Raw genomic sequence first — 25393 nt, 5'->3', positions numbered from 1 at the left:
GTGGCATTTTTTACCCTTGGTGCACATTCAATTTACCTTTAGCCCATGAAAAGCAGCCAAGCGCCTGACATACTGCCCACCCTGATTGCCGGCCCTATCCTTCGCCATTGCGATCAGAGCACAATGACGCTGTGGCTGGTCAGCTCGCGCCCCCTTGGTGCGCCCATGGTCATGTTAAATGGCATCGCACACAGCCCGGATATTGATGAACTTCCCTTAGGGGATGCAGCCTGGCTGTATCTGCTGAAAGTGACAGGTGAAGGGTTGCTGCCAGAGGGAGAGCTTGTCTCCTACGATCTCACCGAAGACAACAAGAGCCTGCTTGAAAAACTGGACGGTATTAGTTATCCCGGACAGCCTTTGCCAAATGTGGTCTACCAGCGCAACATAAAATCCCTGATGCATGGCAGCTGCCGCAATCCACATCATCACAGTGGTGATGCCCTGGTGGCGGCCGACGCCCGGCTTGCCGCCAATCCGGATGCGCGTCCGGCGCTGCTGATGCTGAGCGGCGATCAGGTCTACATGGACGATGTGGCCGGCCCCATGCTGCATGCCATATCCCAGGTGATCCGCTTGCTGGGACTGTGGCAGGAAGACTTTCAGGGGGCGCCGCTGGCAAACAGCGAGTCCCTGGATTACAGCCCGGCCGCCATGTACCAAAGACCGGCGACACTGCTGCCGCGTACCAATTACCCGGCCTCCAGCGCCCTGTGGCACTGGTACATCAACCATCCCATATTTACCTCCTCTATCGCCGAAAACCATCTGGTGAGCCTGAGTGAAATGCTGGCCCAGTACCTCTTGGTCTGGTCGCCGGAGCTGTGGCATTTGCTGGATATCCCACACTCACCGGAGGGACTCAAGGGGGCCCGCCTGGCCCAGTGGCAAACCCAGTGGGAGCGGCTGTTGCAATTCAAGGCTGGCCTTGGCCAGGTGCGACGCCTGCTGGCCAACGTTCCGAGCTACATGATTTTCGACGATCACGACATCACCGACGATTGGAACCTGACCGCCAACTGGGAGCGGGCCGCCTATGGTCATGCCTTCTCCCGCCGCATCATAGGCAACGCCCTGATGGCCTATACCCTGTGTCAGGGCCTTGGCAATGGGCCAGGGGCCTTCAGGGATCTCATGCCCGCAATGCAAAAATTGCTGACGCCGGGCCAGGGCCGCCTGGATGCGGGCTTACAGGATGAAGTGATAAATGAGCTGCTCAGCTTCGAGCGCTGGCATTACAGCCTGGATACTGAGCCCAGACTGGTGGTGCTCGACACCCGCACCCGCCGCTGGCGCAGCGAGTCCCATCCCACCAAACCCTCGGGGCTGCTGGACTGGGAGGGGCTGATGGATCTGCAGCAGGAGCTGCTGGGACAGGAGAAGGTGGTGATAGTCTCGGCGGCGCCGATATTCGGGGTCAAGCTGATCGAGGCGGTGCAGCGCACTGCCACCCTGCTGGGCGGTTCGCTGCTGGTGGATGCGGAGAACTGGATGGCCCACCCGGGCTCGGCCAACACCCTGCTGTCGATCTTTATGCACAGGCGCACACCGCAGCAATTTGTGATCCTCTCCGGCGACGTGCATTACTCCTTCGCCTACGACATCAGCATCCGCTTCCGTCACGCCAGCCCCAATATCTTTCAGATCACCGCCAGCGGCCTCAAGAACCAGTTCCCGGAAAAGCTGCTGCCCTGGTTTGACCGTCTCAACGGTTGGCTTTATGGCCACTTCTCGCCGCTGAACTGGTTTACCAAGCGCAAGCGCATGTTGATCCGCGGCCGAAGACCCAATGGCCACCGCAGTCAGCGCCTGGTGAATCAAAGCGGCATTGGCCTGTTGACGCTGGCGGAGGATGGCGCGCCACAGCGCATCGCGGTGCTGCACGCGGACATGACAGAAACCGAATTTCTGCCGCCACGCAATGCCTGATCCCTTGTATCAGCCTGTGTTTCAGCCAGGCACAGGAGCGGCTCCCTGCGTCAACGGCCTCTGTGTCAGAGACTTTCTGTTTCAAGGAACTGGGCGTCAAAGCCCTCGCAGCTGACATCGTGATCGCGGCCGCTGATGGGATCGCGAAACCTCAGGCGCTTGGCCACCAGCTTGAGCGGTTTGTCAAAGTCATCCGGGCCCTTGGGTTTAAGAGTGGGATAGAAGCGGTCGTTCAACAGCGGCATCCCCAAGGATTGCATGTGCACCCGCAGCTGATGGGTTTTACCTGTGATGGGGCTGAGTTCAAACAGCCCCAGGCCGTCCTTGACGGCAATCAGGCTGATTTCCGAGTGGCTGTTGGCCTCCCCCGGAATCACCTGCATCAGAAAGGATGGCTCGGCGGCGTGCAGGCGATTTTTCACCGTCCAGTGCCGCGGCAAGTCCCGAACCTCACTGTTGGAGGCTTCACCATGGGCGGCCGCCAGCTCAGGGGTTAGCGCCGCCACCGCCTGATAGTCCTTGCGGATGGTGCCGCTGAGAAACAGCTCATGGTATTTGTGGCGGGTCTCCGGGTTGAGGCTCAGCAGCATGACCCCGGCGGTTTCCCTATCGAGCCTGTGTGCCGGCGCTATTGTGCTGATGCCGGTGGCAATCCTTAACCTGTGCACCAGGCATTCGTTGACATAGTTGCCGCTCGGCGTCACCGGCAGAAAATGCGGTTTGTGCACCAGCATGATCTGCTCGTCCCGATAGAGGATTTTTTCCCTGAAGGGGATCTGGGTTTCGGCCTCCACCTCGCGGTAATAATAGACCCGGGCCGTGGGCCGGCAGAGGGTGTCGAGGTCTATGGGGCTGCCATCCTGCCAGTGCACCTTGCCACTTTGAATACGGGCACGCCACACCTCGCTGCCGATGCGGGCAAAGTGCTCGGCGAGAAAGGCAAATACCGTCAAACTCGGGGATAAGTCCCGCGGCAGGACCACGAAGGATGGCTGGGCCGCACGGGCGGAGGTCGATGAGGTCAAGGGCCAAATCCAAAGCAAAAAAGCGGGGCGTCAGTGTAATGCCAAACACTGCCGCCCGCAAAGGGACGCATGTATGTGAACAGGCTAACCCGTCCCGCTATCCGGCGTGGGACTTGATCAGTCGCAACACAAAATCCATGGTCTTGTGGCAATCGGGCTGGCTGACCAGTTTGAACTTGTCCTGGTTGTACATGGGCAGCACTTCCAACCAGCGCTGGCTGACCCAAGCCGCATCTTCCAGATGCATGTCATGGTACAGGTGCAGCAGATCGGGATTGACCTGATAAAACTGCTCCAGTGCCGCGCTGATGATGGTGAATTCCCCCAAAATGGGCTCGTGGGCCCAGTTCTGGCAAGGCACGGCCCGCACCTTCCACAGCCCGTCCCTTTCCTGGGCGGCCGAGATGATACGTACCCGCTGTTCGCCTTCCAGCACTATGCTGAGGGAGTCGTCTTCCAGCTGGTTAAAATCGATAATCTTGCATTGTGTGGCTTCGGGATAGCAGGGGGGATGACCATTGGGCTTGAGCATGCCAAAAGCGAGGGGATAACGCCCCTTGAACACATCGGCTACCATACGCAGATAGCGCGGCTCAATGATCCTCAACTCCAGCCGTCCATCTGGCAACAACAAGGCATCATGGGTCAATAACGCCATTTCCTGTGTTTGCATGGTAACCTCCACTCAGGAGCAAAACCGTGTCGCATTTTAAAGTTTAGCAGCTGTGTAAAAAGTCTACACACAGGCCAAAATTTATCAGCCTCACGAATTAGACCTTTGCCAGCAAGGATTTGTTGCACAGGAAAGGGCTGCCAGGCCCGAATTTACAGGGGTTCCAGCCGCTCCTGCCAGAGCCCGTTGTGGATAAGCTGGTTCAGTTCATCGGCCAATTTCAGGCTCATATCCGCCGCTTTGCGCCAGGCCTGCTGGCGACTGGCGGTATCCAGCAGTTTGAAGTCATCCCTATCCGGCAGCTTGCCATTGGGCAAGGACGCAATAAATTCGGCACTTGGCGCCAACATCAGCGCATTGGCGTAGTTGCCTTTGGCCCGGCGCCAGCGCAGCGATTTATCGAACCAGCCCGGACTGGCGAAGGGGTAAAAATGCGGGTACAGGGTCAGACCGGGTTTGGCCGTGAGCGGCAGGTCGAAGTGATAGTCGGTAATGCCGCCATCATAGTAGTGCCCCTGCGGCAGGCCGGTTATCTTCTCCACCGGTGACAGCACCAGAGGGATGGAGCCCGTTGCCAGCAATACCTCGGCGGCATTATCCCGGGTCAGTGAATAATCACGGGTAGGCAGATCCTTAAGATCCCGAAACGGCGAGTCCGGTCCCTCGGGGCCAAAGACGCAGCGCTCGAAATGCCAGCCCAGGGTGCGGCGGCTCAGCAAATTGGTGCCGGCGGTCAGCGATAATCCCAAAGCCAACAGACTCTTGGAGGATAGGCGATTCAGGTGACGGCCGCGGCACACCAGAAAGTGGCTGCGAAATATCGGATTGTCCACCAGTTCGCTTGCACCCGACTCGCCCAAAATACCGGCCACCACCTGGGCCACCTGGACTGAGATCTGCTCCCGGGTCGGTTTGCCTTCGTAGCGCTGACCTATGTACAGGGCTTCCAGTCGCTCATAGGCCTGCAGAGGATTTTGCTGACCCAAACAGGCCAGGCGCCATGCCCCCGAGGAGGCCCCCAGGGTATAGAGCGGCGTCTCCCGGCCGCGAAAAAACTCACCGAACAGAAAGCGATCAAGCCCGGCGATCCCCAGCCACTTTGGACCGCCCGAGGCCGCCAGCAGGCGGGAAAACATGCCCTGATGCAGGCCATCGCGCTTCAGGGCGTCCATGGCCACGGGGCCCGCCAGCAATCTCAGTGCTTTCAATCTATTACTCCGGTTCGGTCGATATCCGGCCCACTATAACAAGGCAGGAGCCCACTGCCAAAACGCCCCTTGAATCACACGCTGAATCAGGGCCTGAATCAGGGCCTGCAAGACCACTGCCCAAGGTACCCGGGAGCCGCTATAATCCAGGCTTTCCCCCAGCATCGGAATCCCCATGATAGTTGATACCCTCAGCAACCGCGCCCTGTACCAGGGGCTGCATCCCAGGCTGCACCAGGCCCTGGAACACCTGGCCACCACAGACTTCAGCCTGCTGCAACCGGGCAATTATGAACTCGACGGCAAGAACCTGTTTGTCATAGTCAATGACTACCAGACCAAGGCGCCGGGCACCGAGCCCTTTGAAACCCACAAGCGTTACGTGGACGTGCAGTTTGTGGTCAGCGGCGAGGAGTCCTTCGGCTATCTGCCGCTGGCACAGCAGGCGCCCCTGGCCCCCTACCACGAGAAGCACGACTATACCGAATACGCCTTCGAAGCCAACCGGGGCGACGCCAGTTTCGTCACCCTCAAGGCCGGCATGTTCGCCCTCTTCTTCCCCGGCGATATGCACATGCCGGGCACGGGCAATGGCACGCAGGTGCGCAAGGTGGTTATCAAGGTGCTTTGGTAACGAAGGCTTTGGTAACGAGGACTTTGGTAATCAGGCACTTTGGTAACGAAGGCCCTGGTAATTGGACCAGAGCCGAAAGCACAAGTTATTCCCGGCCAGGGTGTCATGCCCTGGCCTTCCCCCGGCAAGCAAAAACTCTTTAATCATACTTTTCAGCTTGTTATACGGTAAGTCGCAAACTGAGTATTTACCCAAACTGCAATATTTCTGTCGTGACTCTGTCATCTTCCGCCCCTAGGCTTGGGCCCCGTTTAAATCACCCAACAGCCCTTACAGAGAATAACGATGAAACATATAAGCCTGCTCGCGGCCGCCATAGGTGCAGCCCTTATCAGTGGATGTAACAGCGACACCAAGGAAGTGGTCAAGGAAGTTGAAGTCATCAAGGAAGTGGCGCCCGAAGAGGTGACCTCGGTTAAAAACGTGATCCTGATGATAGGTGACGGTATGGGCCCACAACAGGTTGGCCTGTTGGAAGACTATGCGCGCCGCGCCCCTCAATCTACCTACAACAGCAAGGGCAATAAGACCGCCATCAGCAAGCTGGGCGATGCCGGCCAGGTGGGTCTGTCACTGAACGCGCCCTGGGGCAATGAAGGCAGCTTGGTGGTGGACTCCGCCTGCTCTGCCACCCAGTTGGCCACGGGCATGGCTTCGGGTTCCGAGATGATAGGCCTGGATAATCAGGGCAACACAGTTGCCACCATTTTGGAAAGAGCCAAGGCGAAGGGCAAGGCCACAGGTCTGGTGTCCGACACCCGTCTGACCCACGCCACCCCGGCCGCCTTTGCCGCCCACCAGCCGCACCGCTCCTATGAGTCGGCCATTGCCGCAGAAATGATCGATGCCTCAGTGGTGGACGTGATGCTCTCCGGTGGTGCCCGTGAATTTATTCCCTCCGATGCCGCCAGCAATGAGACGGTAAAAACCAGCCTGACCGCCATGGGTGCACCGGCATCCATAGTCAAAAAATCCAAGCGCAAGGACAGCCGCAACCTGCTGGCCGAAGCCAAGGACAACCACGGCTATCAGCTGGCCTTCAACCGCGAGCAGCTCAATGCCGCCGACGGTGAGCGCCTGCTGGGTCTGTTTGCCAACTCGGGCATGATGGATGCCATCGCCTACGATGCCTGTGCCAAAACCGATTCCTGCACCGAACCTTCACTGCGGGAAATGACCCTCAAGGCTTTGGATATTCTGTCCAAGGATGAAGACGGCTTCTTCCTGATGGTGGAAGGCGGCCAGATTGACTGGGCCGGTCATATCAACGACGCCGGCTGGATGCTGCACGAACTGCTGCGCTTCGACGAGGCCGTCGATGCGGTATACGAGTGGGTCAAGGACAGGAACGACACCCTGGTGATAGTCACCGCCGACCATGAAACCGGCAGCTTTGGCATGAGCTACAGCCGCAAGGATCTGCCCGAGGCCCAATCCCTGCCCGGTGACGGTATGCAGGGCGCTGACTACAAGCCCAACTTTAACTTCGGTACCCTGGACAAGCTCGACCGGCTCTACGCCCAGTCCGGCACCTTCTATAACATGATGGACATGGTCAGCGCCGACTGGGCCTTCGACGGCACCACCGGCGATGACTGGGCCGCCGCCATCAACCACTACAGCGACTTCAAGGTCACAGCAGAGCAAGCTGCCCCCGTGGCACTGCGTGAACCCAACGAATACTGGGTCGATGGCCACAGCTACCTGTCCGCTACCGTGTTCCCCAAGGTCAATGACTTCAAGGAATTCTACGTGTACGCCGACGAGGTTCATGCCAACCTGATTGGTCGCGCCCTGGCCGCAGATCAAAACGTGGTGTGGGGTACAGGTACTCACACAGCCGCCCCGGTGCCGGTATTTGCCTTCGGTCCCTACGGCGTGACCAAGCAGTTCTCTACCCTGCAGCACCATGTGGAACTGGGTCAGAAGATGGCCAAGGCCCTGCTCGGCGAAGAGTAATGGCTTGAGGCTGATAGGCCTTGAAAGAAAAAGCCGCGACCAGGTCGCGGCTTCTTTATTTAGCACTCAAGGCAATTCAGGCCGCATCCTTGCCGAACAGCGCCTGGCGCACCTTGGCCTTGACCGAGCGCCAGTGGGTCATGGGCACTGTGGGTGCCGAGGCCAGCACTTCTTCCAGGTTGATTTCCGAGAGCGGATACTCGCCGCCGTGGGCCAGCAGTACCCGACTCGGTGCCAGAGCCTGGACCTTGAGCAGTGAACTGCGGTATCGGTTGGGATAAAACAGCGGAAAGGGGGCGATAAACCTCCCCCGCACCCGCACCAGCAAATCCGCCACATAGAGCTCGCCCGAAGGCCGGTGCAAGAGCGCCAGATCCCGGTCCGTGTGTCCCTGGCAGTGATAGGCTTGCCACTCGGGAAAGCCCGGCAGGGGCTCGTCATCCTTGAGCAGCAGATCCGGCCGCAGAAACCGTGGATACCAGAGCCAGCGCTGGGGGCGCTTCATGCGGCTGGCAACCCACTTGGCCAGCAGTATGTCGCTCAGGTGCATCATAAAACCGTCCAGGCCCCGATACCATTGGCCCGGAACATCGGCGGCGGCAATGAGCGCCCCACTCAAGCGTGCCAGTTTGTGGGCACCACCGGCATGATCCGGGTGCATATGGGTCACCACTATCAGGTGCAGATCCGTCAGTGGTCGCTTCAGTTGCTGACGAATAAAGTCACACACGGGACCGACATCGGCGCGGCAGCAACCATCGAGCAGCAGCAGGCGATCGGCGTACTCGGCCAGGTAGATGGTCTGTATGTGTCCCTGAAGTCTGTGCAATGTGAACATGGGTCATCCTTTGACAAGTGGATCCCGATTATGGCCAAACAGCTCCGACCACTCAAGTCAAACTGCGGCAATGACGAGCCCTAGGACGGATCACCATTCCCGATAAAACTTGATCTGGATCAACATCAGTGGGCTGTGTCGCAGATAATTTAAACGGGCGTTTAACCACATACAAAGGACAAACATGTACCCTATATTGCTCAAAGCCCACCTGGCTCTGGTGGCGCTCGCCTTTCTCAGCTTCCTGCTGCGTACTTACTGGGGGCTGCGCAAGCCCGTCATGCTCGACAATGCCATGGCCTTCAAGGCCCACAAGCTGCTGACCCTGTTGATGCTTCTCAGCGCCTTTGCCCTGTGCATTGCCGTCGGCCAATATCCGGTTGCCGATGCCTGGCTCACCGAAAAACTGGCCTTGCTGGTGATCTATGTGGGCTTCGCCATGGCGGCCTTCAGGCCCCGCGCCGCCGCCCCACAAAGACTGGTACTTGGCGGTATCGCCAGTGGCCTGTTTGTACTCATGCTGGTCATAGCCAAAACCCACAGCCCCCTGCTGCTCGGTTAAGTTAACTGGGGGAGACAGGCGTCTCCCCTGCGTCCACCAGCGAACCCCGCCGTAGCAACTATATAAATGCTCTTCGCCCTGTGCTGCTGTAGTTTCTGTCGATGGAAAAGACCAGTACAAAGGCCAATTATCATTCCTTTATCCCAACGGCCTTAGTCGTGGCGACAAAGTCATTGCGAGCAAGAAACTCCATCAATGCTTGGTTACCTGCCGCAACCAACACTGGGTCCGGGTCGAAATTACTCTCCTGAATGGCCAAGTTGCGAGTGAGCAGGTGACCCACACCCGGATAGAGATTCACCTCGCAGCTGCCCCGCATCTCTGTCAGCCGGCGGCAATACTCCTTGGCACCGACGGCCGGAGTAAGGGTATCCCTGTCCCCCTGCACTATTGTCACCGGCGGCATATCCGAGTGTAGGCTGGCCAGCGGTGAATAGTCAGCAGCAGCGGCTCCCTTAGGCAACAGTCGTAAAAACCATCCATCACGCTCCATATCCAACGCCGGCGACCACAGCAGTAAGAGATCCGGGCCACCATTGCCTTGAGCCCCCTGGTTATTGCCACAACCACGACTGGCAGCCATAGCGCTCAGGTGACCACCGGCAGAAACACCAAAGGCCGCCACTCGTTTGGGATCCAATTGGTACTTCCGAGCGTTCTCCCGCACCCAGCCCAGGGCATCACATACATCTTCCAGGGCATCAACCGGGGTCACAACCTCATCCGAGAGCCGATACTCAAGCGCCACGGCCAACATGCCCGCCGAAGCAAATCGTCTTGCATCATCGAAAGTCCAAGCCGCCTTACCCCATTTCCAGCCGCCACCATGAACTGTCACAACCGCGCTACCGCTCCCCCGGCCCGGCTCAGGGGTAAAAAGGTACAGCTTGATACCCTTGCCGGGCAGGACAATTTCCTGCGGCTCAGATGGGGCAGCCCACCCTCTGGGTAACAGGCAAAGCGCCAGCACTACAGACGCAAACATCCTTATCAACATAACCATGCTCTCCCGCCGTCAAAATGAGTCACAGGATCATGGTCCTGTGAAAACTGGCTAAAAACTCGCAGAAAACATTGGAGATGTCCAGCCAAGGTCTGTTTGTGCTGATGCTGGTCATAGCCAAGACCCACAGCCCGCTGCTGCTGGGTTAAGTTAACTGGGGGAGACCAAGGTATCCCCCGTTTCTACCAAACGCACTCTCCGCCGCAATTGTAGACAAATTGTTAAATCACTTATATTCTGCTGCGTCAAATTAGTGCAACAACACCAAAGCCCACCGGATAAGCGCCATGCAGCACAATAACAAGCATAAATTGCCTGGAAAGATCCTCTTCCCCCTGCTCTGCCCCCTGGTTTTCGCCCTGGGTCTGCTGTGGTTGTTGCCTCTTGAAAGAGGCTGGATAGCGGCGCTGTTGCTAAGCGTCTTGCTGATCCAGCTGGGCCTGGGGTTATGGTTGCTGCGGCGGCTGCTGGGGCAACGGCTGACGGCACTGGACCAATACCTGCAACTGGTAATCAGCACAGAAGAAGCGCCGGCCAAGCCGCTGAGGGATAAGGGCGATGACGAGCTGGCAAGCATCTGCAACGATCTCGGCACCTTTATCGACGGCCTGAAAGAGGTGCTGACCGAGGTGCGCCGCGATGCCCGGCTGTTCAGTCAGGATGCCCAAAACCTGGCGCGGCAGATGACCCAAGCGGAGGCGGCGGTGGACAAGAGTGCCGCCGAAAATGCACAGATCACCCTGTCGCTCGGTGAAATTGCCCAGAGCGCAGACGCCCTGTCGGTCAGCGCCTCCGAACTTAAAACCACCTCGGTGGAAGTGCAGCAACTGTTGCAACTGGGCACTCAGGATGCCGAAAATAACCAAGACGCCATGAATGAGTTCGCCGAGGGCATTGCCCGCATGGTCACGGATCTGGAGCAGTTAAATCAGGACAGCCAGCTGATTGGCCGGGTGCTGGAGGTCATTGGCACCATCGCCGAGCAAACCAATCTGCTGGCCCTCAATGCCGCCATTGAAGCCGCCCGCGCCGGCGAACAGGGCCGGGGTTTTGCCGTGGTGGCCGACGAAGTGCGTGCCCTGGCGGGTCGTACCCAGGACTCCACCTCTGAAATCCGTGGCATTATCGCCCAGCTGCAATCCCGCGCCGGCAATGCTGTCAGCGCCATCACCCAAAGCCAGCGCATCAGTCAGGACAGCCTGCAGCAATGCCTGCGGGTAACCCGAGCCTTTGGCGACATAGGCGCCGCTTTCGCGGCTCTAGACCAATTGGCCGGCACCATGAACCACAGCATTCAGGAACAGCAGGCCGCCACCGCCGCCATCAACACCAGGGCCGGCGAAATAGCCCGCCTGGGTCAGGAACTGCATGCCAGCCTTAAGCTCAGCGCCGATCAGGCAAAGCAGCAACAGGCGACCACGGCGCAGCTGGATCTGGTGCTGCGCAGAATTTGCGTCTGAACGCCGCCCTTCCCCGCACACACAAAAAGACCCGCAGCTGCGGGTCTTTTTTTTATGGATATCGGTTCGGGTTCATTGGCCCTGATTAAACTGATCCATGGCGGCCCGGGTCATGGCCCGCACACCTGTGCTTATGGTCAGCGGGTAATCGGGGGCAAACTTGCTCGAATGCAGCGACGGCAAACTGGTGCCCTTGGCCTGGCTTTCGGCATAGGCATCCGGCGTCACGCCGCCGAGCCAGAACAGGGTAATGGGCACCTTGGCGTCGGTGCGACCATAAAGACCGAAATCTTCACCGGCCATCACAGGTGGCACTTCCTGCACCTTATCCTCACCAAGTTCGGCGGCGATGCTGGCCTGCACCCGGGCCGCCAACACCGGATCGTTATAGGTGGAAGGAATGGTCTCGTCCTCGTGAACCAGCACCTCGGGCATCAGCTCCTCCGGCAACCCGGCGCTGATGGCTATGCCGCGGGTGATGCGCTTGATGGCTTCAATCTGCTGCTCCCGCACCTGGGGATTGTAGGAGCGCAGGGTCAGCTGCAGTTTGACCTCATCGGAAATAATATTGTGTTTGGAGCCGCCGTGAATGGAACCCACAGTCACCACATTGGGTTCCAGGGGCGAGATTTCCCGGCTGGGTATGGTTTGCAGCGCCAGCACGGTACGGGCCGCCAACACCACGGGATCGATTGTGGTGTGGGGATAGGCACCGTGGCCACCCTTGCCCTTGATGCTGATATCCACAGAATCCACATTGGCCAGCGCATAACCGGGCACTATACCGACGGAGCCCGCCGGCAGGTTGGCACTCACGTGGAGCCCCAGCACCTTGTCCGGGGTCGGAAACTGACTGAACAGCCCCTGCTGCAGCATGGCCTTGGCGCCGCCGCCCACCTCTTCCGCCGGTTGCCCCACCAGCATCAGGGTGCCGTGCCATTGATCCTTGTGTTTGACCAACTGCTCGGCCGTACCCACCAGGCTGGTCATATGAATGTCATGACCACAGGCGTGCATGACCCCAACCTGATTGTTATTGGCATCCACTGTGGTGACCTTGGAGGCATAGGCCTTGCCCGTCTCTTCGGTCACCGGCAGCGCATCCATATCGGCACGGATCATCACTGTGGGGCCGGCACCGTTTTCCAATATGGCCACCACGCCATGACCGCCAAACTCGCTGGTCACCTTGAAGCCGAGGCGTTTCAGCTCTTTGGCCATTGTCTGCCCCGAGGCCTTTTCCTGATAGGACAGCTCGGGGTGCTGATGCAGTTGCAGGTAGAGCTGCTCCAGCGCCGGCATGGACTGGCTCACATCCAGACCAGCGGCGGCGCTTGGCAGCCCCAGCCCCGCCAGGGCCAGCAGAACGGGTTTGAATTTCATTGTCATTTGCTTCCTTCCTCTGCAGCCCATTGAGCGGCGATAAATTTTTCTTTTAGTTGCAATAAGCTAATCGAAATAAGCTAGCACAGCCCAGCGCAAGATGGCAGCCAGACATCCCGCTTCGGCTATTGCCGGGTCGTTAGCTAAGGGAGAATCATCAAACCTTGCACTAGGTAACCCAATAACAGGAGCACATAGGTTAACATCTTGGTTGTGCTGGGTTTATGTTTCACTCTAGAATCGGCCCCTCTGAAATGGCGCTGAAATATGGCAAATGGAACGGCTGGCAGTCTCAAAGGGTAAGCCATGAACAAATTCAACAAGAAGGTCCGCTGGTACAATTTTTTTGAACGCCTGGCACATCTGGGCTTAGCGTTCAGTTTCCTGTATGTCTGCTTTTCAGGCACATTTTCAGTTCCCGTCCGAATAGTTCTGGTCATGCTGTTGATGATAAGCCTCTTCGTGATTCAGGGAATTAAGCTCAATAAGATAAGCCAGATGAAATGCCCCAACTGTGGTGCTTATGTGATGACAGAGTGTGCCGCTATGGACCAACGCCTCGAAACTGTTCGTGTGTCCGAGTGTTGCTACAAGTGCCATTTTAAATTTGACTGACTCAGTTCCAAACGACTGCTCGCACAACAGAAATTAACAAACAATACAATATGAAATACATGACCTTTTTTGACATAAGCCAGGACAGCCTGTTAAGTGTTCTGCCTGTGCCATGGCCCTTAGCAGTTTTGATAATTCTATTGGGCTTTGTCATTTATCCATTTTTTAAGCACCATTCAGGCCATTGGAACGCTCAGAAGATTTTCATGGCAATTTGGATGCTAGGGACTTTCTCTATGGGTCTAGCTGGTATCTCAAGTGGACTGTTACATAAATACAAAGACAGGGAATATTTGATAACGGGAAATTACAGTGTAGTCGCCGGATCAATTGAACAACACGTAATGGTCAGGCGTAGCATAGGTGCTTCAGAATTTGAGGTTGACGGCGTGCAGTTTTCCTTATTTAGTCAATACTTTTCAGAATCAAAAAATCCCAAATATAGACTGAGGGATGGATTGAACGTCCGCATAAGCTATATTCCGGAGGAAAATACCATTTTGAAGGTGGAGCTTGAGGAAGCTGATTTCAAAAAGATGCTCGATGGAAGTGTTTTGGCAAAAACCTTATGCACTAAATACCAATCTTGTGTCCAATAACCCAACCTTATTATTGACGTTCATCCAATTAACATGAATTAAATTACAGTCTTATATACACATCATTGTTTGAATCCCTAACCTAAATTTAGCTTATTATAGGCTGGGGCTCGAAGAAATAATCAATGCTAAGGTGAAAGATAAAGCTCTCTCTATAACATACGGTTAAGCGACATCAAATGTCATAAAAGAGCCATCATAGCCTTTGTCCAACTCAAGCCTGCTATTAATCCCTTCTCTCGTTTATGGGCTGTCATTACCCTGCCATCTGTCTGTTATTCAAGCTTCGCACTTCTGTCACCGTTCCGTCATTTCCCACAGCGGATAATAGCCACCTATCACATCCACAAATAACAGGGAGCAGTTTATGACAGGTGTGGCTTTGGTTACCGGCGGAACGGGCGGCATAGGCAGTGCCATTTGCCAGACATTGTGCCGCGACGGTTACCGGGTGGTTACCACCTACAGCAATGAGGCCAAGGCAAGGCAGTGGCAGGACGAGCAGAGGGAACTGGGCTTCGATTTTGCCATCTTCCCCGCCGATGTCCGCAACTATGAGCAATGTCTGCGCGCCGTGCTCGATATAGAAGAAGTTAAGGGCCCCATCGAGGTGCTGGTCAATTGCGCCGGCATCACCCGCGACAAGAGCATCAAGAAACTCACCCCGGAGATGTGGCAGCAGGTGATAGACGTCAACCTCACCGGCGTGTTCAACTTCAGCTCCATAGTGGCCAGGTCCATGCTGGGCCGCGGTTACGGTCGCATCATCAATATCTCCTCCATCAACGGTCGCAAGGGACAGTTCGGCCAGGTCAACTATGCCGCCGCCAAGGCCGGCATCCACGGTCTGACCATGAGCCTGGCCCAGGAGCTGGCGCCCCACGGCATCACGGTCAACACCCTGGCCCCAGGTTATGTGGCCACCGAGATGGTCACCCAGATCCCCGCCGAGATCCTGGAGCGAATAGTGGCCCAGATCCCCGTCGGTCGCCTGGGACAACCGCAAGAAATCGCCCGCGCCGTCAGCTTCCTGGCAAGCCGGGACGCCGCCTTTATCACAGGCAGCGAGCTGGCCATCAACGGCGGTCAGCACATGCATTGATGCTGTTAATCCGAGCAATCCAACCAACCCAAGCACGCAATAAGGAAATGACGATGGACCAAAATCTCTTCAACAGCTTCAGCGAACAGGCCCAGAAAATGTTCAAGCCCGTCAGCGACATCAACCGTCTGATGGTGGACAACATCCAGATGGTCACCGACTTCCAGCTGACCACACTCAAGACCTACACGGATCTGCAACTGCAGCAGTGGAAAAGCGCCACCGAGATCCGCGATCCCGACAGCCTGCAAAGCTACGTCAAGGGCCAGATGGATTTCATGGTCAAGGTCAACCAGCAAATGGTGGAAGACAGCAAGACCCTGGCCGACATGGGTCAGCGCTTTCGTGACCAGATGCAGCAGATCCTGGGTGAGAACAACCCGGTGAAGCCTGCCGCCAAGGCACCGGCCAAGGCCGTTTAAGGGTTTCGGTTGTGTCTCGGCCCACACCTATATAGGGCCGGGGCACAGCCTCCATACCAGTGGCCATCCTCCCGGGTGGCCAGCGGCATGGAATCAACCGCAGCGGGTGGCAAATGAAGGCGCATAAAGACTGGGATCAGGATCTGTTCGAGCTCGGCAAATGCTATTGGCAGGTGCTCGACAACCTCTGGCAACAGGGCAGCGGCTATTGGCAGGGCAGCGGCGCCGAGCAGTGGGCCGAGGCGGTCAACCAAGCCAATCAGGCCTGGCTCGGCAATCCCAGCGGGCTGTTTTCCCTCTACAACCAGTGGCTGGAGAAGCAGCAACTGTTGTGGCAACAGACCAGCCAGCGCCTGTTGGGCGGTCAATACCAGACAGTGGCCGAACCCAGAGCCGGCGATCAGCGTTTTAACCATCCCCAGTGGCAAAACCACCCGGTTTTTGACTTTATCAAGCAGGCGTATCTCATCAACAGCGAATACCTGGATGCCCTGTTTGCCCAGTTGCCTGAGCTCGACCCCAAGGTGCGCCAGCAGTTGCAATTCAATGCCCGCCAATACATCAATGCCCTGGCGCCGACCAACTTCCCCTGGTCCAATCCGGATGTGATAGAGCAGACCCTGGCCTCCGGCGGCAAGAACCTCAGCGAGGGCCTCAAGCGTCTGGCGGAGGATCTGGAAAACAGCCCCCTGGGGCTGAACCTGCCGATGACGGATCTGAACGCCTTCAAGCTGGGGGAGAACATTGCCGCCACCCCGGGCCAGGTGGTATTCCAGAATCGGCTGATGCAGCTTATCCAATACAGCCCCAGCACCGAGACCGTCGCCAAACGACCCATGCTGCTGGTGCCGCCCTGGATCAACAAGTTTTACGTGCTCGACCTCAGGCCCCAGAACTCGCTGATTAAATACCTGGTGGATCAGGGCCATACCCTGTTTGTCATCTCCTGGGTTAACCCGGATGCGGATCTCTGCGAGGTGAGCTTCGACGACTATATGCAGGAAGGCCCGCTGGCGGCCCTGGAGGCCATAGCCCAGGCGACCGGCGAGCAGGAGGTCAATGCCCTGGGATATTGCATCGGCGGCACCCTGCTGGCCTGCACCCAGGCCTATCTCGCCTCCAAACGCAGCAAGCGCATCGCCAGCACCACCTACCTGACCACGCTGCTGGACTTTGCCGATCCCGGCGAGATTGGGGTCTTCATCAACGAGCAGTCGGTGGCGGCACTGGAGCGGCAGATGCAGCAGCTGGGCTATTTCGATGGCCGCATGATGGCGCTCGGCTTCAATATGCTGCGGGAAAACGACCTCTTCTGGTCATTCTTTATCACCAACTACCTCAAGGGCGAGCTGCCACCGGCCTTCGATCTGCTGTACTGGAACAGCGACAGTACCAACCTGCCGGCGGCCATGCACGGCTTCTACCTGCGGCAGATGTACCTGGAAAACAAGCTGGTGCAGGACGAGCTGAAGCTCGCCGGCCGTTATATCCGCCTCAGCCGCATCACAGCCCCCTCCTACTTTTTGGCCACAGAGAAGGACCATATCGCCAAGTGGCAGGCCTGCTTCCAGGGTGCCCGGGCCCACGGAGGCGACAAGACCTTTGTGCTGGCGGGCTCGGGCCATATTGCCGGGGTCATCAATCCCCCCGAGGCGCAAAAGTACGGCTACAGCACCTGCGCCGACCTCGAACTTGAGCCCTTGGCGTGGCAGGAGGCGGCCGAGCGCCACAACGGCTCCTGGTGGCCCCACTGGCAGGCCTGGCTGACGCCGCTACGCGGCGGCGAGGTGCCCGCCAGGCATCCCGGCGATGGCGAGCTGCCGGTGCTGGAAGCCGCCCCCGGCAGCTATGTGCGTAAGAGGCTCTAACGGGGAAACCTGGACTCCCGGCGCTGTGGCTCTGTGGGCAATGGCAAGGAAAGGCCTTGGGGTTTATACCTAAGGAGCAACCCCCTGCCACAAATCACGGCACACGAAACAGACAGCCATAAGCCCGGGAGATAGCTATGAGCACCAGATTAAGCGATGCGGGCATGGACCTGCTGTTCCGCCAGGCCCGCACCCACACTCACTGGCTGAACAAGCCGGTCAGCGACACCACCCTGCACGAACTGTACGAGCTGATGAAGTGGGGCCCCACCAGCGTGAACGGCAGCCCGGCGCGGATCCTGTTTTTGCGCAGCGCCGAAGCCAAACAGCGACTGTTACCGGCACTGGCCTCGGGCAATATCGACAAGACCATGAGCGCGCCGGTGACCGCCATCATAGGTTACAACCTGCGCTTCTACGACAAGCTGCCCAAGCTGTCGCCCCACAATCCGGCAATGAAAGAGATGTTTATCAAGGCGCCGGAACTGGCGGAGATCACAGCCAGGCGTAACAGCTCGCTGCAGGGTGCCTATTTCATCATGGCCGCCCGCGCCCTGGGGCTCGACTGCGGCCCCATGTCCGGCTTCGACAATGCCAAGGTAGACCAGGAATTCTTCGGCGCCGGCCAGCAAGCCTACCCCGACGAGCAGGAGTTCTTCACCACCTGCTGCACCCGCTCCAACTTCCTCTGCAACCTGGGCTACGGCGACGCCAGCCAGCTGCACCCAAGGGCACCTCGACTGGACTTCGATGAAGCTTGTCAGCTTCTTTAGCTTGGCCAGCCAAGAATGAAGATTAAAGCCGCCTGCACAGGTGGCTTTTTGTTTCCAGGCCGGAGCCAGCGACGCCAGCAATGGCGGAACTTGCATCAACTACTCAAAACGTGTGCCAAAGCTTAAATGTTGCACCGATTCCCCGTTCCGACGCTGCCGAGGACGTTGCTGAAAATGGCGTGGCGAGGGCGAATGCTTGCCCACGGCAAGCGTGCTCATGAGCGCGAGGCATGGATGCCGAGCTGGCTTTTGTCCATTGATGGATTTGCCGAGGCTACTTCGGTCGAGCAGGGTGAGTGTCGCGCAGCGACAAGCTCACGAACGCGAGGCATGGAGCCGAGCTGGAATGGATTTACAAGGATGTAAATCCGAGAGTCTGTCGCGTTGGCCGTTTCGCCCATAAACCCGAGGGGCTTTCAGCTCCGGTCGGGGGTCGCTGGGGGATTGGACAAGGGGGCAAGTCGACACTGCACCCTTTCCCCGGGTGTGGGCTCGGCGCCCCCGGTTTGAGACCCACGACTTTGTGCCGCTGGCACAGCGGCTATCTTGGGCTTTGTCTTAACATCCGGCATCAGATGCCATTAATCACCTGCGGTGCGCTTTCGCACTGCCACACCCGTGACACGGCGTGGATACATCCTTGTAGCCTCCCCATGGCTCGGACGGTCACTGGTGCGGCAGTGCTTGATTAAAGGTGTTCCTCTCCGGCAAAGGTGTGGCCTCTAGCAGAAAAGCGGATACACAAACCGTGACCTATTACCTCAATCCATTCGTGCGATTACAGGCAAATTTAAAGACGATTACGAGAGCACTCGTTTTTATCGTAATTTTGACTGGACAAAATGATGTAACTTAATAATTATAAAGATAATTCACATGCTCGATTTACACTGAACTGAGGGAGAAAGCGTGTCAGTCAGGCAACGGAATGAACTGCTGCGCTCGGTTAGTTGAAGCCGAAATGCCCCGGCGTGACACGCGGGATATTTGAGCGTTTATATTATTAATACTTTTTTGTGCTACCACGAATAGAGTTCAATATGTATCAATTAAAGCTGGATAATGAAGGATTGTTGCCTCTTGAAGATATTACCTGCCTGAACGAGCGGATATTTTATGGTGAGCTAGAGGTTTTTATTGACCCAAATGTTAGTTCTGTGTTTAGTTATTTAATGGCCAATGACAATCTAAAATGCATGTCGAAAATTAGGTGCCTTGAACACCGTCAAGGAATAAAAAGAGCACCTATATTTGGCGTTCCATTCTCTAAAGCTCTTGTATGGTTCATTCCGTGTGTTTTTGGGTAAATTGAGGCCCACCCTCAACGGCCATTGAGGGCCTTCATGCAGCAGCTCGATTTAGCGCAGGCTCCTCTTGCGAGAGACCGGTAACAAGTGTGCAGCGCTGCATGACTCTTTAGCGACAACTCGAACAGTCATCGGGGCCTCGAGCCCGTATAGCAAGGCAGAGTCAGCTTATTATGAATACCACGGAAATCCAATCTGAAATCACAGTCGGAGTAGACGTCAGCAAGTCCAAACTCGACATCATGCTTTACCCGTTGAATCTGTATTTCACCGTTGCCAATGAAGCAGCAGAAATCCAAAAGGTGATTGTCTTACTGCAATCCCATCGCATCAGTCGCATTGTCACTGAAGCCACAGGCCGCTATGAACACGCCTTTGTGTTTGCCTGTGATAAAGCCGGATTGCCGGTCGTGGTGGTCAATCCCATTCAGGTCAGACGCTTTGCTCAGGCGATAGGCGTACTGGCCAAAACCGATAAACTGGATGCCGGCGTCCTTGCGCAGTTTGGCGCCACGCTCAAGCCAGAAATCAAGCCCATTCCAGATGAACAATCCAGGTTAGTCAAAGACTTACTCGTCAGGCGCACCCAATTACTGGAGATGTCCACCATGGAGAAAAATCGCCTGCAAATCCTGCCAAAGCCACTACACGCTTCTATCAAAGCCATGCTTAAAAGCCTTGAAAAGCAGATAGACACACTCACCAAACAGTTGGATACCCTGGTCATGCAATTCAAAGGCTGGCGTGAAAAAGCCGACATACTGACCAGCGTTCCCGGGGTAGGCAAGGTATTGGCATACACCTTACTTAGCGACTTACCCGAGCTTGGCAAACTCAATCGCAAAGAAATCGCCGCGCTGGTAGGCGTTGCCCCCATGAGCCGCGAGAGCGGCAGTTACACAGGTAAACGCCGTATTCGCGGAGGTCGAGCCAGGGTGCGAACCGTCATGTTTATGGCCATGATGTCAGCCATCCAGTGCAATCCGGTTTTCAAACGCTACTATGAACATTTAAAGGCCCAGGGAAAACTGCCCAAGGTGGCATTGATAGCCTGCATGCGAAAGCTCTTGGTCACTCTCAACACCATGATGAAAAACGGGACTCGGTGGGGCGAAGAATCACCTGAATTGGCGTAATAAATATTGACGGAATGCCACAGTCACTTGATAAAATCAAATGTTTAGGCAATACCAGTATTAAATCTACTTATCAACGGGTTGATTTGGTTGAAAAAGAACAGATTGGGGTGGTAGGAACTCTTGTTGCTCATCTTGAAAAAATCGAACACTGTGTAAAATTTGAATGCTGGGAACTATTCAATGCCGAGTCGAATATATTTTATGCCCACGGTGAATTTAATTTGGATGAGGACATATTCACTCATTTAGATGGATCTACAATTTTTTATACTAGAGAGGAAATACACAAACTAATGAGCCAACATATAATCAGCCGCGGAGTTAAAAGCCATAAGTTATTTCGTTTAGATGGAAGGATATTGCGCTCAGAAGCTAGTGAACTATTAAATAAATTCCTGCCACTTGAAGATCTCAGTTGTGAGTACCTTGAACATCCGACTTAACACGCATAATCGGGAATTTAGGAGTGATTATCAGCCCTTTAATTTTGTGTTATTACACATATATTAGAGTTAAAATAATATTAACCCCCTATATTAGCATTATGCAATTATAGAAAAGGAATGCATGTGAATAAGAAACAATTAATACTAGAAATTGCCATAAAAGCTGGTATACCCCAAGCGGAAGCACGATAAAGGGGTTGGAGTGAATTAAAAACTCATTCGTTTTTGCCAGGCCAAGGTCGCCCGGGTTTGAGATGATCAAGTTTTCGATTGAGCGCGGCTTCAATGTCGGATTTAAAGCGTTCATTGCCCATTGGATAATTATGGTTTAGGCAGTCTCGCAGGATGCGCAATTGTTCCTTGGAAATGTCGCAGTGAAACAGCTCGCGGTAGGCATGTTGGCGTTCGGTATGGGTGTAATTAACTCCGCCCCCTTTATCCCTTTATCCCTTTATCCCTTTATCCCTTTATCCCTTTATCCCTTTATCCCTTTATCCCTTTATCCCTTTATCCAGAAGCTAACCCGGCCAAGGCAGCCCATGGAAGTGCCAACGGCACCCAATCAACGTTGGTCTATGGACTTTGTGTCAGACCAACTCAGCAATGGTCGGCGCTTTCGAGTACTGAATGTCGTGGATGATTATTCGCGGGAAATTGTCGGTCAATTAGTCTCTGTTGCCATTAGTGGTAGGCAGGTCGCCAGATTCTTGGACCAATTGATGGAAGAGCGAGGCAAACCCAACAAGGTTACTTGCGACAATGGGACAGAATTTACCAGCAAGGCAATGTTCTTCTGGAGTAAGGAAACGGGCGTCACTCTGGGCTTTATCCAGCCAGGAAAGCCGACGCAAAATGCCTTTGTGGAAAGCCTGAATGGTAAATTCCGGAACGAATGTCTGAACCAGCATTGATTCAGAACCTTAGACGAAGCCCGATACGAAATCGAATTATGGCGTGAACACTACAACCATGTTCGCCCTCATAGTTCACTGAACTACATGCCGCCTGTTGAGTATGCCAAGCAGGCAGCATAAGCTGGAAAATCTCATCAAGGGATTGGTACTAACCCAGGGGAAAGGTCTCAACCATCAGAGAATTAAGTCGTTTTTGATGTATTCGCGGACATTGCTTTCTGAGTAAATCGTGTAAGATGTGGACATCACGCATGATGTTGGATCTGGTAGGTTTTTGGCGAAATTGATTAGATCAAACAGCACCGTGCGTGTCTACAAAATTGAATATACAGGGAGTTATCTGGGGATTCCCTAGATTGAAGTGTTGAGGTATGAATTAGATGCAATTGCAAATTATTTTGGCAAGATGGCTTATTCTGGTCTTTAGCATAGTGTTATCTGCAAATGCTGCTGCGGAACAAAAAATACAATGTAACCCTCAGACTTATCAAGATATGAACGATGCTATTCAACTGGCTGATTCTGTTGCTGAAGTTGAAAACATAGTAGCACCATGCGATACGGGGATAGGTAGTTTTCCGCATGAACTGAGACGGCGTGTTGAACATTTGTATATTCGGGGGGGAGATCCCTTACTCGATAAATGGAAAATATCATCAAATGTTACTTTGTATCGGATGACTGTTGATAGTCGCTATTTTGAGACACTTGTGGCCCAAGCCAAAAAGTTTGAACATGCATTCATCGAACTCTGTATGTTTAATCTTTGGGCAGAGCGTGAGCATTGCAAAGAAACTGAATTTGATGTGATGATAAACCACAAGCTGCCGCATGCAATGTGGGCGAAATCAAATTTTCATCAGGATGAACAGCGAATCAGTTTGTTGGATGAATCTAGAAAGTTTGGGCATGTCGATGCATTGTCTGAATATTTAATTGCTATGATAGATGAAAATAACCCACAGGTTGAGACCTTAAAGTCACAGTTATGGGAGTTGATTTTAAGTGGGAACAGTATTGATGCTGAAATTTATTACATAAGATCAATTGTATTTGGTTTTTCCCCGTATAAGAAAAACTCCAGATATGCAATATCATTGATTAATGAACTTTTGAAATATAGAGATTATTCTGAGTTATATTATTTTAATGCTATTGCCTATTTTGATATTAATGAGTATGAAAACTTTAAGTTATTTTTGGAAAAAGCTGTCAATATGGGTAACGAAGAAGCTATATATTTCCTTAATGGCTCAAAAGAGGATGACGTCAAAGGTAAACCTAGAACTCTGCAGTGATGAGGGTGTTCAATATTCTGTGTCAGCCTGGTAGTGTTCATAAATCTTTATCATTTGAATAAGATATCTAAAAAAGGATATTTAAATGACCAAACCTACGTTCGACATGGAAGCGGCGTTGTTGATCAAATCATTGCGTGAACAGCTACCGCCCCAAGGTCTTGCTCGGTTTAACGACCAGCGTCCCGTGAAGGCATTCCCAGACTTAGCATTTTGTTCATAGCCTTAACTCCGGCCAAGGCTTCGCCAACTTGGGCATTGTAGTCTCGCAAAGTCAGGGTGGGGCTTATCAGTTGTTTGTATCGGTACATCGCGGTTTCCGCCAGCGACCTTTTACCGTAGTGATGTTGCTGCTTCCAGTCCGATAGGCAGCCTGCTTTGAGCGCATCCACGGCCTCATTGCGAATATGTCCTTTGGGCCAGTAACCCGCATTCGACCTCGGCGGTATCACTGCTTTTATACCTTTATTTTTAAGCAGCTTGTGGCAGGCTTTGGTGTCATAAGCGCCATCGGCAGAGACTTGCTCGATGCGACGGCGCAGCGGCTTGAGCAAGGTGCCCAGCACTTCGTTGTCACCGACGCTTTCAAGACTGATCTCGGCCGCAATAACGGATAAAGGGGTCCGGATAAAGGGGTCGGATAAAGCGTAAAGGGGTCGGAGTGAATTAAAAACTTATTCGTTTTTACCAGGCCAAGGTCGCCCGGGTTTGAGATGATCAAGTTTTCGATTGAGCGCGGCTTCAATGTCGGATTTAAAGCGTTCATTGCCCATTGGATAATTATGGTTTAGGCAGTCGCGCAGGATGCGCAATTGTTCCCTGGAAATGTCGCAGTGAAACAGCTCGCGGTAGGCATGTTGGCGTTCGGTATGGGTGTAATTAACTCCGACCCCTTTATCCGCTATGTAACTTCCGGCACGGGAAGTACTACATCACCTGCGGTGCGCTTTCGCACTGCCTCACCTGTGACCCGCTGTGAACCCGTCCCTGGGCGCTCACCGGCGACGTCCATGTCGCCGATGGTCACTGGTGCGGCAGTGCTTGATTAAGGGTGTTCCTCTCCAGCAAAGGTGTGACCTCTGATTAATGCTCAAAAGCAATTCAGCTTTCCACTTGCCCAACGGCTGTAAGTTCTGTCAAGATGCTGATTCAAAGAGATAAAACAACGTTCAAGGGAGATGTGAATCACTTCAGCCCGTGCGGTAGCCATGCCGCTCGCAGACTCCTTTACAACCTGAATGTCGGCCGGTTTTCCACTGCACCACGAAGATCCACAGTGTTATTGCCAATAGCAAAAACGCAAGCACGGTTTTCTATATTTCATGGCACGGTTTCATAGAGTTAACGTGGCTTTTATTGAAATAAATCAAAGCCTTCAATAAAAACCGGATTCAGATAACAGGCCGTTAAAAAGTGCAAAGGTGCCAGCACGCTTTGCTTGTAAATTGATGTAGACAAAATCGGCTAACTCGATGAATAATAGGTCAATTTTCCGGCACGCTTTTCACTGATTTGATGTGATAAATGAGCCAGCACACTATACAAATGTTAAGTGCCTATGGAGGCTCAGTGAAATCGTTTTTCACCTTATTGATATTAGTAACCTTATTTACTCTTGGAGCAAAGTACGAGGTTATAAAATTTTCACAACTTCAAAGTGAAAACATAGCAAAGGAGAATTTTGAATTCTTCCTATACATATACATTTTATTAACTGGTCTACTTGCTGCATCTAGCTATGAAGAACGTTCATTTTTTAGAAAGTTTGTTCGTTCATTCACTGGCTTAATAAAATCAATTTATCTTGGTTTTTCCGGAGCGTTAGTCGGCTGGGGGCTAGGATTAACCTTATATGTAATAACTATCGGTGAGTTTGGTTCCGTTGCATTAGGTCTGGTATTAACTTCGTATATGATTTTGTTTTCATTGGCTCCAGCTTGGTATCACGAACAAATTTTGACTCAAAAAGATAAAATGACAGGTTTTATTTTTACTAAGCCTCGCTTTGCTAAATTATTTCAATATATCGGTTATGTTTTTGTTTTGGCAGCCTTGTTTGGGCTTTACGATTACTTCGGCACTTAACAAGTGACTGTGTACCCCATCAATAATCAGTTCGCCGAATCAGACAACAAGAATTATCTAAAAGGCCGTCCAATTGGACGGCCTTTTTACTGTTTGGGCTCAAGCCATTGAGCTTACCTCTAATCCAAGCTGGGCTCTTAACTCAACCCGG

General features: G+C 54.1%; 23 protein-coding genes and 2 pseudogenes. 18 read left to right on the top strand and 7 right to left on the bottom strand.

Annotated features, from left to right (window positions below; all coding sequences use genetic code 11):
• Positions 1–45 precede the first annotated feature (45 nt).
• Entirely contained in the window at positions 46–1929 is a 1884-nt protein-coding gene (locus tag JYB85_RS03030) for an alkaline phosphatase D family protein (RefSeq protein WP_207381002.1), read from the top strand.
• Positions 1930–1994: 65 nt separating this feature from the next.
• Here JYB85_RS03030 and JYB85_RS03025 read toward each other — a convergent pair whose 3' ends face one another.
• The 3 genes from JYB85_RS03025 to JYB85_RS03015 all read right to left on the bottom strand — a co-directional run bounded on the left by JYB85_RS03025 (position 1995) and on the right by JYB85_RS03015 (position 4835).
• Positions 1995–2954 carry a pseudouridine synthase gene (locus JYB85_RS03025; RefSeq protein ID WP_207381001.1) on the bottom strand — a complete coding sequence of 320 codons (960 nt, stop codon included), beginning with the start codon at positions 2952–2954 and terminating at the stop codon, positions 1995–1997.
• 97 nt (positions 2955–3051) lie between these two features.
• On the bottom strand, positions 3052–3627 hold the full coding sequence (locus JYB85_RS03020; RefSeq protein ID WP_207321945.1) for an LON peptidase substrate-binding domain-containing protein: 576 nt from the start codon (positions 3625–3627) through the stop codon (positions 3052–3054).
• A gap of 152 nt (positions 3628–3779) precedes the next feature.
• Entirely contained in the window at positions 3780–4835 is a 1056-nt protein-coding gene (locus tag JYB85_RS03015; protein ID WP_207381000.1) for an alpha/beta hydrolase, read from the bottom strand.
• A 175-nt stretch (positions 4836–5010) separates the two neighbouring features.
• On the opposite strand from JYB85_RS03015, the gene JYB85_RS03010 reads away from it, so the two are divergent.
• The gene (locus JYB85_RS03010; protein ID WP_207325419.1) at positions 5011–5469 is read left to right on the top strand and encodes a YhcH/YjgK/YiaL family protein; all 459 of its coding nucleotides are present in this window, start codon (positions 5011–5013) and stop codon (positions 5467–5469) included.
• Positions 5470–5754: 285 nt separating this feature from the next.
• Complete coding sequence (locus JYB85_RS03005) at positions 5755–7428, top strand: alkaline phosphatase (protein ID WP_207380999.1); 1674 nt, start codon at positions 5755–5757, stop codon at positions 7426–7428.
• Positions 7429–7504: 76 nt separating this feature from the next.
• On the opposite strand, the gene JYB85_RS03000 is transcribed toward JYB85_RS03005, so the two are convergent.
• A complete protein-coding gene (locus tag JYB85_RS03000; protein ID WP_207380998.1) occupies positions 7505–8266 on the bottom strand; it encodes an MBL fold metallo-hydrolase in 762 nt (253 codons plus the stop codon).
• 184 nt (positions 8267–8450) lie between these two features.
• Between JYB85_RS03000 and JYB85_RS02995 the strand changes: the two genes are divergently transcribed.
• Positions 8451–8828 carry a SirB2 family protein gene (locus tag JYB85_RS02995; protein WP_207380997.1) on the top strand — a complete coding sequence of 126 codons (378 nt, stop codon included), beginning with the start codon at positions 8451–8453 and terminating at the stop codon, positions 8826–8828.
• A gap of 130 nt (positions 8829–8958) precedes the next feature.
• On the opposite strand, the gene JYB85_RS02990 is transcribed toward JYB85_RS02995, so the two are convergent.
• Positions 8959–9825 (bottom strand): alpha/beta hydrolase, encoded by an 867-nt coding sequence (locus tag JYB85_RS02990; protein WP_207380996.1) that lies wholly within the window; start codon positions 9823–9825, stop codon positions 8959–8961.
• A gap of 293 nt (positions 9826–10118) precedes the next feature.
• On the opposite strand from JYB85_RS02990, the gene JYB85_RS02985 reads away from it, so the two are divergent.
• Positions 10119–11291: a methyl-accepting chemotaxis protein gene (locus tag JYB85_RS02985; protein ID WP_207380995.1), complete on the top strand. Its 1173-nt coding sequence runs from the start codon at positions 10119–10121 to the stop codon at positions 11289–11291.
• A gap of 72 nt (positions 11292–11363) precedes the next feature.
• Here the strand turns inward: JYB85_RS02985 and JYB85_RS02980 are convergent, their stop codons facing one another.
• Positions 11364–12680, bottom strand: coding sequence for an amidohydrolase (locus JYB85_RS02980; protein ID WP_207380994.1), 1317 nt, complete (start codon positions 12678–12680; stop codon positions 11364–11366).
• 300 nt (positions 12681–12980) lie between these two features.
• Here JYB85_RS02980 and JYB85_RS02975 point away from each other — a divergent pair, with 300 nt between their 5' ends.
• The 11 genes and pseudogenes from JYB85_RS02975 (at position 12981) to JYB85_RS02925 (ending at position 23157) form a co-directional block, all read left to right on the top strand.
• Complete coding sequence (locus JYB85_RS02975; RefSeq protein ID WP_207380993.1) at positions 12981–13289, top strand: hypothetical protein; 309 nt, start codon at positions 12981–12983, stop codon at positions 13287–13289.
• A gap of 50 nt (positions 13290–13339) precedes the next feature.
• Positions 13340–13888 (top strand): hypothetical protein, encoded by a 549-nt coding sequence (locus JYB85_RS02970; RefSeq protein ID WP_207380992.1) that lies wholly within the window; start codon positions 13340–13342, stop codon positions 13886–13888.
• Between the two features lie 367 nt (positions 13889–14255).
• Positions 14256–14990, top strand: a complete 735-nt coding sequence (gene phbB / locus JYB85_RS02965; RefSeq protein WP_207380991.1) for an acetoacetyl-CoA reductase — start codon at positions 14256–14258, stop codon at positions 14988–14990.
• Between the two features lie 53 nt (positions 14991–15043).
• Positions 15044–15412 carry a phasin family protein gene (locus JYB85_RS02960; RefSeq protein WP_207321935.1) on the top strand — a complete coding sequence of 123 codons (369 nt, stop codon included), beginning with the start codon at positions 15044–15046 and terminating at the stop codon, positions 15410–15412.
• Positions 15413–15525: 113 nt separating this feature from the next.
• Complete coding sequence (gene phaC / locus JYB85_RS02955; protein ID WP_207380990.1) at positions 15526–17280, top strand: class I poly(R)-hydroxyalkanoic acid synthase; 1755 nt, start codon at positions 15526–15528, stop codon at positions 17278–17280.
• A gap of 137 nt (positions 17281–17417) precedes the next feature.
• Positions 17418–18053 (top strand): malonic semialdehyde reductase, encoded by a 636-nt coding sequence (locus tag JYB85_RS02950; protein WP_207380989.1) that lies wholly within the window; start codon positions 17418–17420, stop codon positions 18051–18053.
• Positions 18054–19093: 1040 nt separating this feature from the next.
• A complete protein-coding gene (locus tag JYB85_RS02945) occupies positions 19094–19360 on the top strand; it encodes a hypothetical protein (protein ID WP_207380988.1) in 267 nt (88 codons plus the stop codon).
• Between the two features lie 173 nt (positions 19361–19533).
• Positions 19534–20496 (top strand): IS110 family RNA-guided transposase, encoded by a 963-nt coding sequence (locus JYB85_RS02940; RefSeq protein ID WP_207379841.1) that lies wholly within the window; start codon positions 19534–19536, stop codon positions 20494–20496.
• Positions 20497–20510: 14 nt separating this feature from the next.
• Positions 20511–20942 carry a hypothetical protein gene (locus JYB85_RS02935; protein ID WP_207380987.1) on the top strand — a complete coding sequence of 144 codons (432 nt, stop codon included), beginning with the start codon at positions 20511–20513 and terminating at the stop codon, positions 20940–20942.
• A 515-nt stretch (positions 20943–21457) separates the two neighbouring features.
• Positions 21458–21979, top strand: a pseudogene (locus tag JYB85_RS02930) (IS3 family transposase); the annotation flags it as partial.
• Positions 21980–22239: 260 nt separating this feature from the next.
• Entirely contained in the window at positions 22240–23157 is a 918-nt protein-coding gene (locus JYB85_RS02925) for a hypothetical protein (RefSeq protein WP_207380986.1), read from the top strand.
• Positions 23158–23327: 170 nt separating this feature from the next.
• Here JYB85_RS02925 and JYB85_RS02920 read toward each other — a convergent pair.
• A pseudogene (locus tag JYB85_RS02920) lies at positions 23328–23768 on the bottom strand (IS5 family transposase); the annotation flags it as partial.
• A gap of 222 nt (positions 23769–23990) precedes the next feature.
• On the opposite strand from JYB85_RS02920, the gene JYB85_RS02915 reads away from it, so the two are divergent.
• Together JYB85_RS02915 and JYB85_RS02910 are read left to right on the top strand one after the other, a co-directional pair.
• Positions 23991–24206 (top strand): hypothetical protein, encoded by a 216-nt coding sequence (locus tag JYB85_RS02915; protein ID WP_207380985.1) that lies wholly within the window; start codon positions 23991–23993, stop codon positions 24204–24206.
• A gap of 475 nt (positions 24207–24681) precedes the next feature.
• Positions 24682–25242: a hypothetical protein gene (locus JYB85_RS02910; RefSeq protein ID WP_207380984.1), complete on the top strand. Its 561-nt coding sequence runs from the start codon at positions 24682–24684 to the stop codon at positions 25240–25242.
• Positions 25243–25393 lie beyond the last annotated feature (151 nt).

The organism is Shewanella sedimentimangrovi (assembly GCF_017354965.1).
GTDB classification, from domain to species: Bacteria; Pseudomonadota; Gammaproteobacteria; order Enterobacterales; family Shewanellaceae; genus Shewanella; species Shewanella cyperi.
Note: the sequence above shows the minus strand (reverse complement) of the source record. Positions and strands in the feature narration are given on the sequence as shown.

What these genes read in the sequence shown, in the direction of transcription:
- JYB85_RS03030 (WP_207381002.1), top strand. Translation starts at nt 46, where the DNA reads ATGAAAAGCAGCCAAGCGCCTGACATACTGCCCACCCTGATTGCCGGC.
- JYB85_RS03020 (WP_207321945.1), bottom strand. Translation starts at nt 3,627, where the DNA reads ATGCAAACACAGGAAATGGCGTTATTGACCCATGATGCCTTGTTGTTG.
- JYB85_RS03010 (WP_207325419.1), top strand. Translation starts at nt 5,011, where the DNA reads ATGATAGTTGATACCCTCAGCAACCGCGCCCTGTACCAGGGGCTGCAT.
- JYB85_RS03005 (WP_207380999.1), top strand. Translation starts at nt 5,755, where the DNA reads ATGAAACATATAAGCCTGCTCGCGGCCGCCATAGGTGCAGCCCTTATC.
- JYB85_RS03000 (WP_207380998.1), bottom strand. Translation starts at nt 8,266, where the DNA reads ATGTTCACATTGCACAGACTTCAGGGACACATACAGACCATCTACCTG.
- JYB85_RS02995 (WP_207380997.1), top strand. Translation starts at nt 8,451, where the DNA reads ATGTACCCTATATTGCTCAAAGCCCACCTGGCTCTGGTGGCGCTCGCC.
- JYB85_RS02990 (WP_207380996.1), bottom strand. Translation starts at nt 9,825, where the DNA reads ATGTTGATAAGGATGTTTGCGTCTGTAGTGCTGGCGCTTTGCCTGTTA.
- JYB85_RS02985 (WP_207380995.1), top strand. Translation starts at nt 10,119, where the DNA reads ATGCAGCACAATAACAAGCATAAATTGCCTGGAAAGATCCTCTTCCCC.
- JYB85_RS02980 (WP_207380994.1), bottom strand. Translation starts at nt 12,680, where the DNA reads ATGACAATGAAATTCAAACCCGTTCTGCTGGCCCTGGCGGGGCTGGGG.
- JYB85_RS02975 (WP_207380993.1), top strand. Translation starts at nt 12,981, where the DNA reads ATGAACAAATTCAACAAGAAGGTCCGCTGGTACAATTTTTTTGAACGC.
- JYB85_RS02970 (WP_207380992.1), top strand. Translation starts at nt 13,340, where the DNA reads ATGAAATACATGACCTTTTTTGACATAAGCCAGGACAGCCTGTTAAGT.
- phbB (WP_207380991.1), top strand. Translation starts at nt 14,256, where the DNA reads ATGACAGGTGTGGCTTTGGTTACCGGCGGAACGGGCGGCATAGGCAGT.
- JYB85_RS02960 (WP_207321935.1), top strand. Translation starts at nt 15,044, where the DNA reads ATGGACCAAAATCTCTTCAACAGCTTCAGCGAACAGGCCCAGAAAATG.
- phaC (WP_207380990.1), top strand. Translation starts at nt 15,526, where the DNA reads ATGAAGGCGCATAAAGACTGGGATCAGGATCTGTTCGAGCTCGGCAAA.
- JYB85_RS02950 (WP_207380989.1), top strand. Translation starts at nt 17,418, where the DNA reads ATGAGCACCAGATTAAGCGATGCGGGCATGGACCTGCTGTTCCGCCAG.
- JYB85_RS02945 (WP_207380988.1), top strand. Translation starts at nt 19,094, where the DNA reads ATGTATCAATTAAAGCTGGATAATGAAGGATTGTTGCCTCTTGAAGAT.
- JYB85_RS02940 (WP_207379841.1), top strand. Translation starts at nt 19,534, where the DNA reads ATGAATACCACGGAAATCCAATCTGAAATCACAGTCGGAGTAGACGTC.
- JYB85_RS02935 (WP_207380987.1), top strand. Translation starts at nt 20,511, where the DNA reads ATGCCACAGTCACTTGATAAAATCAAATGTTTAGGCAATACCAGTATT.
- JYB85_RS02925 (WP_207380986.1), top strand. Translation starts at nt 22,240, where the DNA reads ATGCAATTGCAAATTATTTTGGCAAGATGGCTTATTCTGGTCTTTAGC.
- JYB85_RS02910 (WP_207380984.1), top strand. Translation starts at nt 24,682, where the DNA reads ATGAGCCAGCACACTATACAAATGTTAAGTGCCTATGGAGGCTCAGTG.